At 47.4% G+C, this 14,130-nt stretch carries 14 protein-coding genes; 9 read left to right on the forward strand and 5 right to left on the reverse strand.

Annotated features, from left to right (window positions below):
* Positions 1-244 precede the first annotated feature (244 nt).
* Both ACP7FG_RS08745 and ACP7FG_RS08750 read left to right on the forward strand, forming a co-directional pair.
* On the forward strand, positions 245-2,590 hold the full coding sequence (locus ACP7FG_RS08745) for an Ig-like domain-containing protein (protein ID WP_439226155.1): 2,346 nt from the start codon (positions 245-247) through the stop codon (positions 2,588-2,590).
* 35 nt (positions 2,591-2,625) lie between these two features.
* The gene (locus tag ACP7FG_RS08750; protein WP_439226156.1) at positions 2,626-4,059 is read left to right on the forward strand and encodes an OmpA family protein; all 1,434 of its coding nucleotides are present in this window, start codon (positions 2,626-2,628) and stop codon (positions 4,057-4,059) included.
* 43 nt (positions 4,060-4,102) lie between these two features.
* On the opposite strand, the gene ACP7FG_RS08755 is transcribed toward ACP7FG_RS08750, so the two are convergent.
* Complete coding sequence (locus tag ACP7FG_RS08755) at positions 4,103-4,867, reverse strand: Crp/Fnr family transcriptional regulator (protein ID WP_439226157.1); 765 nt, start codon at positions 4,865-4,867, stop codon at positions 4,103-4,105.
* 235 nt (positions 4,868-5,102) lie between these two features.
* On the opposite strand from ACP7FG_RS08755, the gene ACP7FG_RS08760 reads away from it, so the two are divergent.
* A complete protein-coding gene (locus ACP7FG_RS08760; protein ID WP_222236036.1) occupies positions 5,103-5,651 on the forward strand; it encodes a cytochrome b in 549 nt (182 codons plus the stop codon).
* Between the two features lie 2 nt (positions 5,652-5,653).
* A complete protein-coding gene (locus ACP7FG_RS08765) occupies positions 5,654-6,235 on the forward strand; it encodes a YceI family protein (protein WP_439226158.1) in 582 nt (193 codons plus the stop codon).
* A gap of 18 nt (positions 6,236-6,253) precedes the next feature.
* On the opposite strand, the gene ACP7FG_RS08770 is transcribed toward ACP7FG_RS08765, so the two are convergent.
* The 4 genes from ACP7FG_RS08770 to hemC are packed head-to-tail and all read right to left on the reverse strand — an operon-like array spanning position 6,254 to position 10,208.
* A complete protein-coding gene (locus ACP7FG_RS08770; RefSeq protein WP_199494860.1) occupies positions 6,254-7,417 on the reverse strand; it encodes a heme biosynthesis HemY N-terminal domain-containing protein in 1,164 nt (387 codons plus the stop codon).
* Positions 7,414-8,538 (reverse strand): uroporphyrinogen-III C-methyltransferase, encoded by a 1,125-nt coding sequence (locus tag ACP7FG_RS08775; protein WP_417440266.1) that lies wholly within the window; start codon positions 8,536-8,538, stop codon positions 7,414-7,416. Before ACP7FG_RS08775 ends, ACP7FG_RS08770 begins: the two co-directional genes overlap by 4 nt.
* On the reverse strand, positions 8,531-9,292 hold the full coding sequence (locus ACP7FG_RS08780; RefSeq protein WP_439226159.1) for a uroporphyrinogen-III synthase: 762 nt from the start codon (positions 9,290-9,292) through the stop codon (positions 8,531-8,533). Before ACP7FG_RS08780 ends, ACP7FG_RS08775 begins: the two co-directional genes overlap by 8 nt.
* Positions 9,267-10,208, reverse strand: coding sequence for a hydroxymethylbilane synthase (hemC, locus tag ACP7FG_RS08785; protein WP_222236032.1), 942 nt, complete (start codon positions 10,206-10,208; stop codon positions 9,267-9,269). The genes ACP7FG_RS08780 and hemC overlap by 26 nt, the downstream gene beginning before the upstream one ends.
* A 92-nt stretch (positions 10,209-10,300) precedes the next feature.
* Here hemC and lptM point away from each other — a divergent pair, with 92 nt between their 5' ends.
* Genes lptM through ACP7FG_RS08810 form a run of 5 tightly spaced genes read left to right on the forward strand, consistent with a single transcriptional unit; the run spans position 10,301 to position 14,116 of the window.
* Entirely contained in the window at positions 10,301-10,447 is a 147-nt protein-coding gene (gene lptM / locus ACP7FG_RS08790; RefSeq protein ID WP_126783178.1) for an LPS translocon maturation chaperone LptM, read from the forward strand.
* Positions 10,444-11,706, forward strand: coding sequence for a diaminopimelate decarboxylase (lysA, locus tag ACP7FG_RS08795; protein ID WP_439226160.1), 1,263 nt, complete (start codon positions 10,444-10,446; stop codon positions 11,704-11,706). The genes lptM and lysA overlap by 4 nt, the downstream gene beginning before the upstream one ends.
* A 1-nt stretch (position 11,707) precedes the next feature.
* On the forward strand, positions 11,708-12,535 hold the full coding sequence (dapF, locus tag ACP7FG_RS08800; RefSeq protein WP_278357925.1) for a diaminopimelate epimerase: 828 nt from the start codon (positions 11,708-11,710) through the stop codon (positions 12,533-12,535).
* Positions 12,532-13,227: a DUF484 family protein gene (locus ACP7FG_RS08805; protein WP_054490489.1), complete on the forward strand. Its 696-nt coding sequence runs from the start codon at positions 12,532-12,534 to the stop codon at positions 13,225-13,227. The genes dapF and ACP7FG_RS08805 overlap by 4 nt, the downstream gene beginning before the upstream one ends.
* Entirely contained in the window at positions 13,214-14,116 is a 903-nt protein-coding gene (locus tag ACP7FG_RS08810) for a tyrosine recombinase XerC (RefSeq protein ID WP_439226161.1), read from the forward strand. The genes ACP7FG_RS08805 and ACP7FG_RS08810 overlap by 14 nt, the downstream gene beginning before the upstream one ends.
* The last annotated feature ends 14 nt before the right edge of the window (positions 14,117-14,130 follow it).

Below are 14,130 nucleotides of genomic sequence, written 5' to 3' on the forward strand. Positions count from 1 at the left end.
TGGGGTCTCCCCATGCGAGAGTAGGTCACCGCCAGACTACAAATAAATAACCCCAGCCCAATCGGCTGGGGTTTTTTTATGTCCGTTTATAGCCAAGCGACTAATTTCGCACATATTTCTCAATATAAGTGTGGTAGCGCACAGACGACTCTCCGAGATAAGAAGATAGTGGCGACATAACCGACCGTACATCATTCAGATGTACCCGGAAATGTTTACAAACTATACCGAGAGGGCTTATCTAATGCGTTTCAATTTATCTACTCTTATCAGTTTAAACAAATGGCTGATACTGGTTTTTGCCAGTGCCTTTTTAGCTGCTTGTGGAGACGGCGGTCGTGACCCCATATTAGGTAACCCGGGCGATGTTGCATTAGCGCCGACAGTAACTGCCGTGACCCCCGAAAATAATGCAGAAGACGTTGTTATTGCGGAGGTCCAAATAACAGCAGAATTCAGTCAGTCGGTTGCCCCATTGACAGAGAATGACTTCACTCTCGACTGCGCAGACCCTTGTATTAGTCCTACCGGTACAATAACGATGAATGACGCTGGCACCATTGCGATATTCACACCTGACGACGCAGATGCCTTTGATGAGTCCACATTGTACACTGCAACCATTCACAATGCTGTTGGTAGCAGTAACGGTCTCGCGCTCGAAGAGTCCTATTCATGGTCTTTTACCACAGCAGCAGTACTGGATACGACACAGCCAAAGGTTAGTTCAACACAGCCGCTGACAACATTAACGGGTCCAACAACAGATATTCCGATAAACACGACTATTTTTGCTGTGTTTAATGAGAGTATGCTGGCATCAACAGTCACTGCTGCCCGCTTTACTGTTTCCTGTGAAACACCATGCGTAGCACCCACCGGTGTCGTTTCCTATGATTCAGCGTCCAAAACCGTGTTATTTGCGCCGGAACAAGAGCTGGATTCAGAAACGACTTATACCGTCACTGTGAGCAGTGCAGTCACCGACTTGGTGGGCAATAGGCTTGAAGGTAATCAAGCCGCTCAGGGTACTGCTAGCGACTATATTTGGCAGTTTACTACTGGGTTAACGCCCGATGCCACGCGTCCGCGTGTCACTATCACCGAACCGCTAACCACCAGCCCGGGCCCAACCGAAGATGTTCCGGTGAATACAGCAATTACCGCCATATTTACTGAAGATATGCTGCCGGCAACCATCACAGACAGTAGCTTTACCGTAACTTGTGAAACGCCCTGTGTGTCTCCTGTTGGTGACGTATCCTACGTCCTTGGTTCAAGAAGCGCCGTATTTACACCAGAGCAGAATCTGGAAGAATCAGCTGTCTACACTGTGACACTAGAGAGTTCGTTAACCGATGTAGCCGGCAATGAATTAGCTGGAAACCAGGCACCGGTTGCTGAAGCGAGTGATTATATTTGGACTTTCACAACCGTAGAGGCAATACCTGATGCAACTATTTCAGTGGCATCTACAGATCCTTTAAACGGTGGAATGCCTCCTGTCTGCCCTAATGCCAGTGTCAACGCTACTTTTGATATCCCATCAGGAACGCGCTTAAACCCGGCTACCGTCAATGACTTAACCTTTATTTTGGTGGAGGATGATAACCCAGCGAATGCCGTGGTAGCAGAGTCTATTGAGATTGATGTTGATACGGGAACGGTTGTCACTTTCATACCTCAGGATCAGCTTGCTGAAAATGTCACTTATCGCGCCACTCTTAAAGGTGGAGCGAACGGAGTGAAAGACTTAATAGTACCGGGAAATGAAATGGAGGAAGACTATGTATGGACATTTACTACAATTCCTCCTGTTGAAAGCTGTTTAGAGCCTATACCTCTTCAGACAGTTGCACCATTTGGCTCTTTTGGTGGAACTGCAGGTGTCACTAACGAAGGTTTACTGACTGTCGTTAACGGTGATCTTGGTACGACAGCTGTATCGACGCTTGTAACCGGTTTTGTTTCTGAACCAGGCTGTGAGTACACCATTACTCCGCTTAATGAAGGACAGGTTAACGGTAAGATCTTTACCGCCCCGCCTCCGCCAACAGTTGCCTGCCCTCAGGACGGAACTGCGGTAACTGAAGCTATTGCCACTGAGGCGAGACTTGACGCAGAAGAAGCCTATATAGCTATGACACCTGCAAATATGCCAGGTGGTCAGGACCCCGGTAACGATAACTTGGGAAGTTTGACCTTAGTTCCTGGCATTTATACAGCGCAAAGTGGTGCCTTCAGTATTCAGGGTGGTGATCTGACTCTGGATGCGCAGGGAAATCAAAATGCGGTCTGGGTGTTCCAGATGGCCACCACACTTACCGTGGGTGGGCCCGGAGCAGACTTTCCTCAAAGCGTGACTTTAATTAACGGCGCACAAGCGAAGAATATATTCTGGCAGGTAGGTAGTTCGGCAACAATTAATGCGGCCGGTGGTGGCTTCATGAAAGGCACTATCATAGCGCAGTCGGGTGTCAGTATCTCTACCGCAGGAAACGTGAATATTGTGACCCTGGACGGTCGGGCTCTTTCTCTGGGTGCATCCGTTACGGTCGTTAATACCGTGATAAATGTGCCAGCAGAGTAACGATCAATATCAACAAGGTTTCAGCGGAGATTAAGATGAAAACGAATAAAATTACACAAGCAATTATGGCATTAGCGTTGGCCGGAATGGCGCTTCCTGCGTTGGCAGCTAACCAGGATGGATGGTACCTGGGTGTAGGTGGTGGTGGCTCAAAATCACATATTGATGATGAAGAGATTGTTGCCAATATGCTTGAGCAGGGTTACCAGGTAACAGGCTTCAAGCTGGATGATAAGGATGTTGGTTACAAGCTTTTTGCTGGCTATCAGTTCAATAAAAACTTTGCGATTGAAGGTGGTTACTTTGACCTTGGTAAGTTCAACTACAATGTGACAACTGCCCCTGAAGGAAGTCTCGCTGGTGAACTCGATTTCAGCGGGTGGAATCTTGATTTACTCGGGATTCTGCCAGTAGCAAGTCGATCAACACTATTTGCAGTTATCGGTGTTCACAGAGGCTCCGCATCAGTAGATTTTGTTGGTACGGGTGCGGTTAACGTTCTTACTCCACGCTATAGCGAAGACGATACCAATTATAAATTTGGTGTTGGATATCAACTGCAAATGAATGACCGATTTGCCATAAGGCTTGAAGCAGAGCGTTATCATATGGATGACGCGGTTGGGAATAATGGCGACTTGGATCTCGTCTCACTGAACCTGATTTATCGATTCGGAGCGTCTGGCTATTCACATACTCCGAAAAGCCGAACTCAACCAGTCGCAGTGCAAAGTGCTGCGGTAACAGAGCAATACTGCAGTGCTTTAGAGATTCAGTTCGAGATAGCGAAGGATGATATCGAACGAGTTAACCGTGAGCATATGCTGGTTCTTGCTAGGTTCCTCGACAAGTACCCGGAAACTAACGCATTAATTGAAGGGCACTCCGATAATGTTGGCAACGATGCTGACAATATGCGGTTGTCGAAGCAGCGTGCGCAAAGCGCTGTAAATTACTTAGTAAGAGAGCATAATATTGCCAGAAACAGGCTCAGTGCAGTGGGTTATGGAGAAACTCAACCGATTGCTGACAACAGTACAGATGTCGGCAAGCAAATGAATCGGCGTATCAACGCAGTTATCGGTTGTGCGACTGACATGGAAGGTTTACAGCCCTTGCCAGCCAGAATAACCCTGGCCATGGAGCTTGAGTTTGACACCAATGACTCAAAAGTTCATCCGAAGTATCATGATCAGCTGGGAACGGTTGCTAAATACCTGCAAACACACCCGGATTTAACGGCCACCCTGGAAGGACATACAGATAACGCCAGTCCTGACAGAGCACAACGGATATCGCGGGCCCGGGCGCAAAGTGTCGCTGATTATTTAGTGGATGAGTTTAAAGTCGATAGTTCACGTCTTAATGTCGAAGGCTTCGGCGGGACTCGTCGTAATACTTACAACATTACAGAGTCAGAACGTCAGGATAATCGTCGGGTAAATATTATTCTTGGTTACCCCGAGTAACGGTTTGTTTTCAGCGCATGCCTACATTATGTCGGCATGCGCTTTATTCGTCTGAGTCGTAATCTTCCGGAAGATAATGAAGCAAGCGATAACATTCTTTTTTTACCGCCTCGTAACACTCGCAACTTAAAGTCTCTAACTTTTCCCGGTCAGTTACTGTAACTACCCCGCGGTGGTACTCTATAACACCGAGTTTTTGTAGTTTACCGGCTGCGACAGAAACCCCCTCACGCCTGACACCGAGCATATCGGCAATGAGTTCCTGAGTCATGGTCAGAACATTTGATGGTATACGGTCCAAAGAAAGTAATATCCAGCGGCACAGCTGTTGTTCAATGGTATGGTGGCGATTGCATACCGCCGTTTGAGCCATTTGAGTCATTAAAGATTGCGTATAACGTAATAGCAGATCATGCAGTTTCTCATGGAGTTTAAACTCTTCTTTTAACATACGCGCGGGAAGCCGATAAGCACTACCGGCGCTTTGAACAATGGCTCGGTTTGGTGTGCTTCCACCACCCATAAAGAGAGATGTGCCAAGTATACCTTCGTTACCGACAACTGATATTTCTGCAGAGTCGCCATTAAACATAACGTAAACCAATGAAATAATTGAGTTTGTTGGAAAGTAGACATATTTTTGCTCGTCGCCGGATTCATACAAACACCGGCCCAGAGGCAGTGAAACCAGCTCAAGGTGAGGAGTGAGTCGCTTTTTCACATCGCCAGGCAAGGCGCTCAATAAGTAGTTTTGTTCCAGCGATGGTTTTGGATGTTCACCAATAGGGAGTTCCTTTATCGTATTCAAGTCAGCTACCCTGCCTTTTTAATTTGAATCCAACTAGCTAGCATAGCTTATTCTCAATAAAACGTATCATTAATGTCGAATATAAACGCTCTAAAACGTTCTAATAAGTCGTTGGTAAGGAAGTTAATAAAACCTTTATTTCTATTTTTTAGAAAATAAACGGCGATATTTACTGATATTCATTTCATATAATTGGACTAAGATACTATTTGTACGAACGAAAGAGATGAAAGCAATGTTTAGAAATACACAGACAGGCTACGGTGCCATTACCATCGTTATTCATTGGTTAACGGCTCTGATGGTTATCGGGCTTTTCGCCCTTGGCTGGTGGATGCTCACTCTAACCTATTATGACGAGTGGTATCGATTGGGGCCTTGGTGGCATAAGTCCTTCGGTATCGTATTACTTGCTTTAACTGTTCTGCGAGTCATCTGGACTTTATTGAATACTAAGCCTAAACCTTTAGGCAGCAGGTTGGAACGTGTTGGTGCTAAGGCAGGCCATTTGTTGCTTTATGTACTGTTATTTACGGTCATGATCAGCGGTTTTTTAATATCCACCGCAGACGGCAGTTCTATCAGCGTTTTTGATTGGTTTTCGGTGCCTGCTGTGATTACCGATTTACCAAAACAAGAAGACATTGCCGGTGAAGTGCATTGGTATTCCGCGTTGGCGTTAGTAATTTTAGCCGGCGGTCATGGTTTAGCGGCAATGAAACATCACTTTATTAATAAAGACAGCACCCTAATTCGAATGTTTGGAAAAACTAAGAGGAAATGATTATGAAAAAGACATTAATTGCAGCCGCTGTAGCGGGTAGCGCATTATTTACTTCGGCAGCTATGGCAGAAGATTATCAAATTGATATTGAGGGTCAACATGCCTTTATTCAATTTAAAATCAGTCACTTAGGTTATAGTTGGTTATATGGTCGTTTTAATGATTTTGAAGGGTCTTTTAGTTACGACGAAGATGCCCCTGAAAATGCGTCAGTGAACGTAACCATCGATACTTCCAGCGTTGATACAAACCATGCTGAGCGTGACAAGCATTTACGTGGAGACGACTTCTTAAGCGTATCTGATCATCCGACGGCGACATTTAAAAGCACCAAGTACGTGCCGGATGAAGATGATAAAGAGGAAGGTACTCTACATGGCGAATTCACACTTAACGGTGTTACCAAAGAAATCGCTATCGATGTTGAGCATGTCGGCGCAGGCGAAGACCCCTGGGGCGGATTCCGTCGCGGTTTTGCGGGTGAAGTTGATTTAACCCTGGCGGACTATGGAATTGACTACAACTTAGGCCCGGATGCCAAAGAAGTACAGTTGATGCTGTCTATTGAAGGTGTACGTCAATAATCACAGCACCAACCTTAGTTAGTGAGCTAACGCCTCTTTGTAGGCGTTAGCTGCTAATTGGCTATCGCCCAGCGCATGGTAAGCATCGCCTAAAAGACGATAAACATGACTGCTAGGCTCAATCTCCGCTAGTTTCTTCAACGCTCGCTGCGCTAACGAGAAGTCCTGATTGTCCATCGCAATTTGCGCCAGAGCATACAAGTAGTCTCTGCTCTCAGGGTTTTGCTTTAACTGAGCCTGTACAAATTCCAGCAGTTTTTCCGATTTCGCATTAAATAGATGCAGAGAGTTTACCGCAGCCGGCTCTAAGTCACCTCTTTTAAGCCCTTTTAGAATCACTCTTGCGGATATTTCGTGATCGCCCAAATGCTTCAACGCGGCGGCATAACTTAAACGAACGGTTGCATCAGCACGTTGCTTACTTGGTAAGCTGCGCCACTCGTTGTAGAGCATTTCGTTACTTTTACGCCCTTCAGCAACAAAGCGTTCGAAATACACCTGATACTCAAGGCGTTCGAACTCAGCTGGAGCAAGGTCAGTTACCTGGCGAAGCTCCGGCAAAAGATCCTTAAGTTGCTGCCAGTTTCCCGACGCGCTAAATACGCGGTAAGCCAATTTCAATACGTTAGCCGTATGAGGTTTTGTTTTTAACAGGCTTTGGATTTTGCGGTCAGCTTCTGCCGGGTTCACTTTAACCTGTTGCTCAATAACGACCAATTGTAAGAGTGTGTCGGAGTTTTCATAAAAACTGCCGGCTTCTTCCTGCCAGTAGGTTGCTTTACCAGCATCTTTATCAAGACAGGCGGCAGCGGCAGTTAATGCCGCAAGGTTATTATCAGGCGCCTTTTTATAGGCTTTGGCAAAGCTCTCGGCGGCTTTATTGGGTTCATCATTGAGTAACTCACGAATACCCTGCTGATACATTGTCTGGGCTTTGCGTTCGCTGCGATTGGCCAGCCATTTTCGACCCTGGCGAGTTTTACTCAGCAGCCGACGCAGTAACGACCAAACAACGGCCAACACAGCAACAGCCACAACAGTTACCACAAATAGACCTACAACGGTTGTCTCAATGGCAACGCCAGCAAACTGAACCAGAACGTAACCCGCGTTACCAGAGGCCATGGGGCCAATAATGGCACCTAATATAATGATAACAACCAGCGCAATGATCCACTTCATGACGCGTCTCCCTGCTCAATTGTCTGAGCAATGAAGTCCAGTGACTCAAGCTGATCGAGGCTTCGCTCTTCAAAGTCCTCGCGGCTTAGCGCCTGAATGCGGGCCACGACATCTTGCGTGGCCGCTTTATCGCCTTTTACTTCTAGAATCAGTTCTGATAACTGCTCTAGATAACGCTGCCATAATTGTTCGTTGTTCTTAACTGCGGCTTGCTGAGCCAGAGTAAAGGTTAACTGAATTCGCTCGTTAATAGCCGTACGTTGAGTGACATTTAATAAAGGTTCCGGGTCACTTTCTACCGGCTGAATGCGGATAAAGTTATCAAGGAACGACTGCCAGTTAGCACTCAGGTTAGTTTGCCAGTCGTTAACGTCGTCGCTGACGGCCTGAGTGTCAGAGCTGAGACGCTGCTGATTGTTATTTACTTTATCTGGTAAGTCAGCCACCCGTTGCTGAAGTCCCACTAGCTGTAAAGCCAGATCAGTGTTGTCGGCTTCTACTATGGCATTAACCCGTTCAATATCTCCTGCTAATTTTTCGCGGGTACGAATGGCGTCCCGGTTGTCGATACCCACTAACTGCTGGTCCGCAAGCTTTAAAAGTCTAAGCGCCGCTTTGTAGTCTTCCTGGCTCCACATCATTCGTGCTGCGGCTGATAGCGTTTGTTTAATTTCCACTAAGCGCCAGTAAGCTGCTTTTTCTGCCGGCGTTTTACGGACATCATCGCGTAAATCTTCCAGGCTTTGGCGTAGATTGGTGAGTTCGCGTTGTAACTGCTGATCGGTATTACTGAATTTATCGAGTTCCCGTGCCTGAACGGTGCTTTGCAGTTGTTGCTCTAAATTGGCGACTGAGCGTTCCAATTGGTTAAAACGAGCGTCAATCGGGTCCTGTCTTGGTTGCTCTACAACCTGCTCAGCGTCCGCGTTAAATATAGCGGGGAAGCGAGTGTAACCCCAGTAGGCTGCAGCCGCTATAGCCACTAAAATAACGAGCCACATTAATCGCTTAAAGAAGCGCCCACTACTTTTCTCTGCCGTCAGCGTCTCTTCTTCGGGTTGATCGTTGTTCTGGTCATTATTCTGTAACTCGTCGTTCTCTACTCTATTCTCTTCAGTCATGAGTTTTTCCATCCGCTATTAGCGCATTCATTAATATGGCGTCCGCTGCACTGCCTGTTACTTTGATACTGTCTGATTGTCCAAAAGGAATCAAACCTTTCAAGCGGTGACTTGGCACTATCCACTGACAATTATCCAGCCATGTCTTTGCCGAGCTTGGCAGTGATGACAGAAAGTATCCCAGTTGCTCAGCACTTGTAACTACTATAGTACCTACTGATTTTATCCACTGTTCAATAAGTTCGGGATCATTCAATGTGAGTTGTTTCCTGCGGTAAACTTCCCAGTAGTCAACGGATGCGCCTCGTGCCCGTAGCGCATCGGCCAGTAACTCGCGTCCGCCCTCACCCCGAATAATTAACCAGCTTTGCTGTTCCAGCTTTTGCAGCTCAGCCAAGTCCAGCAACCCCTCGGACTGATGTATAAAAGTAGGGCAACTTACCGGCGTGTTTAAGTGCTTTGCAGCAAATGAAGCCGTACCGGGGCCAACGGCATAATATTTAGAGGGAACATCGGTAAAGCCAGCTTTTGCAGCGTAATGTGCCGCGTTTTTGCTGACAACAACAATACCATCCCAATGCCGTTGCTTAAGATCGGTTAACTGCTTTTTATCCAAAGGCAGGGGCTCTATTTCAATAAAACTGTGAACAAAGCACTCTCGGCCGGTCTCGCGTAACTGGCGAGTGAAGGCGTCCGGCATATTACCCGGACGCAGCAGTAAAACCGCTTTATGACTGACTGGATTCACTGTCATAGACTGCACTTAAAATTTCGGCTGCACCTTGTTTAAGTAACCGCTCAGCAAGCTCTGAACCTAATTCTTCCGCCTTAGACGCCGGGCCGCGCACTTCATCTCGAAGTACTTTACCACCGTCAGGCTCGCCAACCAGGCCGCGTAAGTAGACGTTGTCGCCTTCCAGTTCAGCATAAGCACCAATAGGCACCTGACAACCACCATCCAGACCGCGGTTCATTGCACGTTCGGCTAATACTCGTGTACGGGTTTCCTGACATTGCAGTGGCGCCAGTAAGGCCTTCATTTCGTCGTCATCGCTGCGACATTCAATGCCCAGTGCACCTTGTCCGTTAGCCGGTAATGACTGCTCCACCGGAATAAAGGAGGTAATACGGTCGCCAAGCTCTAATCGAATTAAGCCTGAAGCGGCCAGTATAATGGCATCAAATTCACCGTCATCCAGTTTGCGTAAACGGGTCTGAACATTGCCGCGTAAATCTTTTATGACTAAATGCGGAAACTGCTCTTTAACCTGACAACGACGACGCAAACTACAGGTTCCGACCACTGCGCCTTCCGGCAGTTCATTAAGGTTTTTGTAGTTGTTGGATACAAAAGCATCACGCGGATCTTCGCGTTCACAAATGGTGTGAAGCTCCAGCCCCGGCGGGAACTCAACCGGTAAGTCTTTCATGCTGTGTACGGCAATATCCGCACGCCCTTCCAGCATAGCTACTTCCAGTTCCTTTACGAATAAACCTTTGCCGCCAATCTTTGCGAGCGGAGTATCCAGAATGACATCGCCTTTGGTGGACATAGGAACCAGCTCTACCGACAGGCCCGGGTGAAGCTCTTCAAGGCGTTGTTGAATGTGTTCAGCCTGCCATAAAGCCAGCTTGCTTTTGCGTGTTGCAATTCTAACGCGTTGGGTCATTCGTTTTCCTTTACGACGATTAATGACTTTTTGGGTATCTGGTGCGATGATAGGCACCAGAGAAACCCAAACGGAATACCTATAGTTTAGCGATGTTTAGTCGAATTGTAATCAAGACGCTGGTGCTATCAGCCATTTTAATGACTTTAGTTGGTTGTGGTCAGAAAGGACCATTAACACCTGAGCCTATGCCTGAGCAAAATACACCTGCAGAGCCGCCGGCGGAAGATAAAGAATGAGCGAATTAATTGACTATAAAAATGGCCAGTTTCACATTGAAGGCTGCGATGTTGAGAGCCTGATTGAGCGTTTTAGCTCGCCTTTGTATGTTTACTCTAAAGGTCAGATTTTAAAAAACTGGCGCGAGTTTCAACAGTACTGGCCAACGCCTCACAAACTTTGCTACGCGGTCAAAGCGAACAGCAACTTAGCTATTTTACAGCTACTGGCTGAGCACGGTGCCGGGTTCGATATTGTGTCCGGTGGTGAGCTTCAGCGCGTACTCATGGCTGGTGGCAAAGCGGAAGATATTGTCTTTTCCGGTGTGGCTAAGTCAAAAGATGAAATCATTATGGCGCTGGAAGCGGGCATTGGCTGCTTTAACGTAGAGTCGGAGGCGGAGCTTGAGCGTATTCAGGACATTGCTGCTGCCATGGACAAACAGGCTCCGGTATCGTTAAGAGTGAACCCCGATGTTGATGCCAAAACGCATCCGTACATTGCCACAGGCATGAAAGCCAACAAGTTTGGCATCAGCATGTCACTGGCCAAGCCGGTTTTTCTGAAAGCGCATAGCTTACCCAATATTAATTTGATTGGTGCGGACTGTCACATTGGCTCGCAGATAATGACAGCCGAACCTTTCCTCGATGCCGCGCAGCGCATGTTTAACCTGGTTTCGGAACTGGAAAAAGACGGTATCCAGCTGACACATCTGGATTTAGGTGGCGGTTTTGGTGTGGCGTATCAGCTGGAAGAGCCTTTGGATAAAGCCTTTTATTTAAAAGAGCTGGTTAAACTCGCCGAAAGTTACCCGCAAATTACAATGGTACTGGAACCCGGTCGCGCTATTACCGCAGATGCCGGAGTTCTGCTGACAACGGTCGAATACATTAAACCCTCAGACGATAAGAACTTTGTGCTGGTAGATGCCGGCATGAATGACTTATTACGTCCGTCTTTGTATCAGGCCTGGCACGACATTCTGCCGGCACACGAGAACAAACGCGGTGGCGACCAACTAAACGATGTGGTGGGACCGGTGTGTGAAACCGGAGACTTTTTCGGACACGCGCGGCATTTGCATGTGCAGCAGGGCGATGTACTTATCGTCAAGCATGCTGGTGCTTATGGCTTCACCATGGCATCAAATTATAACAGCCGAGGCCGTCCGCCCGAGGTTTTGGTCTCAGGTGAAAATGCTACACTTATCCGCGAGCGAGAGAGCTTTAATGATCTTGTCCGGGGCGAGCACTTGTTACACCAGGAAGGCCAATAAAATGTTATTACATTTTTCAAAAATGCACGGGCTCGGCAACGACTTTATGGTGGTGGATAATGTCACCCAGAATTTATATGTGAATCCGGACCAAATTCGTCGTTGGGCGGATCGGCATACAGGCATTGGCTTTGACCAAATGCTGCTGGTTGAACCACCCTATGACCCCGACCTGGATTTCCATTACCGCATTTTTAACGCAGACGGCAGCGAAGTCGCGCAATGTGGTAACGGTGCCCGTTGTTTCGCGAAGTTTGTCAAAGCCAAAGGCTTAAGCAATAAAAACCATCTTAAGGTCAGTACCAAAGCGGGCAAAATGGTTTTGCATTTAGAAAAGGACGGACAAGTAACGGTGGATATGGGCGAACCCTTATTCGAACCGGCGGCAGTGCCTTTTAAAGCGCAAAAAGTGGAACAGACTTACGTTTTACGAGTAAAAGATGAAACCGTTTTGTGCGGCGTTTTGGGGTTAGGCAATCCGCATTGTGTTATTGCAGTGGATAACGTCGATACGGCACCAGTGCAGACTCTTGGCGCTGACTTAGCTGCGCATGAGCGCTTTCCGGAAAGTGTGAATGTAGGTTTCATGCAGAAAATATCCGCGGATGAAATAAAACTGCGCGTATTTGAGCGTGGAGTCGGTGAAACCATGGCCTGCGGAAGTGGTGCCTGTGCTGCGGCTGTCGCGGGCATTCAACAGGGTTTACTGAACGAACGAGTAAAAGTCAGCTTGCCGGGTGGAGATTTGCTCATTCGCTGGCAACAAGGGCATCCGGTTAAAATGACCGGCCCCGCAGAATTGATTTACGATGGACAAATGGTGTTATGAGTAGCGAATCGAACATAATGGCAAATGAACGGCTGGACGACAGCCTTATCAGAGAATACTTACAAGAGAACCCTGACTTTTTCACGCGAAACGATGATCTGCTGACTCAACTGCAGTTTCAGCACAGTGAAAAAGGAGCAGTGTCGTTAATAGAGCGTCAGCAACAGAAGCTGCGTTTGCGCGTGAATCAACTGGAAGAAGAAATTACCGAGTTGATGATTAACGCACGTCGTAACGAGGCTATTTTTTCTGCTTACAGTAATTTGTATGTTCGCCTTCTGCGTTGCCAAAGTCTGACTCAGGTACTGGAAGAGTTAGAAAACACCTTTGAAAATGAACTGGAAATGCCGGCTTTGTCACTCAAGTTCTTTGACAGCCCTGTGGAGCTGGATGAGCAATACAGCTTTGCTTCCGACACTCACAAAAAGCTGTTGAGCAAGCGCTTTAATGACAGCTCTATTTATCTTGGACGTTTAACCGAGCAGGAGCATAAGCTGTTGTTCCAGGACGAAGACATAGCCTCAGTTGCTTTACTGCTGCTGGGCGACAACGGTGAATTGGGTATGCTTGCGGTTGGCAATACCAATGCCAGCCACTTTGAGCCGGCAATGGACAAATTATTGATCAATCAGCTACAGGCTCTGCTAAGTGCATTGTTACCGGGGCTACTGAAAAACCATGAAGCTGCATGACTGGCAGCAAAAATGGATGCAACAACTGCAGGGAGAGCGAGGGTTAGCAGAGCTGACGCTGAAGAACTATCAGCGTCTTATTGCCGCTGACCTGGCTGCTCTTGAACTGCAAAAAATAACTGAACCTAAAGCGCTGCGTGTGCCTGTTATTGAGCGGCTTTTAGTTGGCTGGCGCCGTAATGGCCTGGGTGAGCGCAGTATCGCTTTAAAGCTATCGGCGTGGCGGACATTTTGCCAGTTCATGGTGGAATCTAACGCTATGGACGACAACCCCGCCATGTCGGTATCAGCTCCGAAGATCCCCAAACGCTTACCCAAAAACCTCGATGTGGACAGTATTTCCCATTTACTGGACTTACCCACAGATGATGATCTGGCGATTCGCGATGCCGCCATGATGGAGCTGCTGTATGCCAGTGGTATTCGTCTGGCTGAGCTGGTCAGCCTTGATCGAGATGACATTGATCACCGTATGATGCAATTAAGGGTAACGGGTAAAGGCAGCAAAACGCGCATTGTGCCCTTTGGCCGTTGCGCAGAAAATGCCTTAAAGAAATGGTTGTCAGTCCGTCAGGCCTGGCTGAATGAAAAGCCTGAGTTGGCGCTATTTGTCAGTAAAAGGCTGCAGCGTATTAGTCCGCGTACTGTGCAGCAGCGGCTAAATTACTGGGGTAAGCAGCAAGGTGTAGTGGGTGACTTGCATCCGCATAAACTGCGGCATTCATTTGCTTCTCACATGCTGGAATCCAGTGGTGACCTGCGTGCTGTGCAGGAAATGTTGGGGCACGCTAACTTATCCACAACTCAGGTGTATACACATTTAGATTTTAAGCGTTTAGCCAGTGTTTATGACAGCGCTCACCCGCGTGCCCGGAAAAAATCGACCTAAATTCAACTCAATGA

The sequence above is a fragment of the Idiomarina sp. ST10R2A5 genome (genome assembly GCF_051842325.1).
In the GTDB taxonomy this organism is placed as follows: domain Bacteria; phylum Pseudomonadota; class Gammaproteobacteria; order Enterobacterales; family Alteromonadaceae; genus Idiomarina; species Idiomarina abyssalis.